The organism is Bacillus sp. AF62, from assembly GCF_050312695.1.
GTDB lineage: Bacteria > Bacillota > Bacilli > Bacillales > Bacillaceae_G > Bacillus_A > Bacillus_A cereus.
The window spans coordinates 1-247 of sequence record NZ_JBNPJZ010000316.1; the positions used below are offsets into that span (position 1 = coordinate 1).

The following is a 247-nucleotide window of genomic DNA, read 5'->3' on the forward strand; positions in this document are numbered from 1 at the left end:
CGAAGTGGCTAAACGCGGCGGACTGTAAATCCGCTCCTTCGGGTTCGGCAGTTCGAATCTGCCCCCCTCCACCATTTACATAGGGGCATAGTTTAAAGGTAGAACTGAGGTCTCCAAAACCTCCAGTGTGGGTTCGATTCCTACTGCCCCTGCCAAATATATTTACACAACATGGCGGTTGTGGCGAAGTGGTTAACGCACCGGATTGTGGCTCCGGCATTCGTGGGTTCGATTCCCATCAGTCGCC

The 247-nt window shown here is 53.4% G+C and carries 2 tRNA genes; both read left to right on the forward strand.

The features are described 5' to 3' along the window. Nucleotides 1-81 precede the first annotated feature (81 nt). Nucleotides 82-155: transfer RNA gene (locus tag ACQRBL_RS32955), tRNA-Trp, on the forward strand. Nucleotides 156-174: 19 nt separating this feature from the next. Beyond that, nucleotides 175-247, forward strand: a tRNA-His gene (locus tag ACQRBL_RS32960).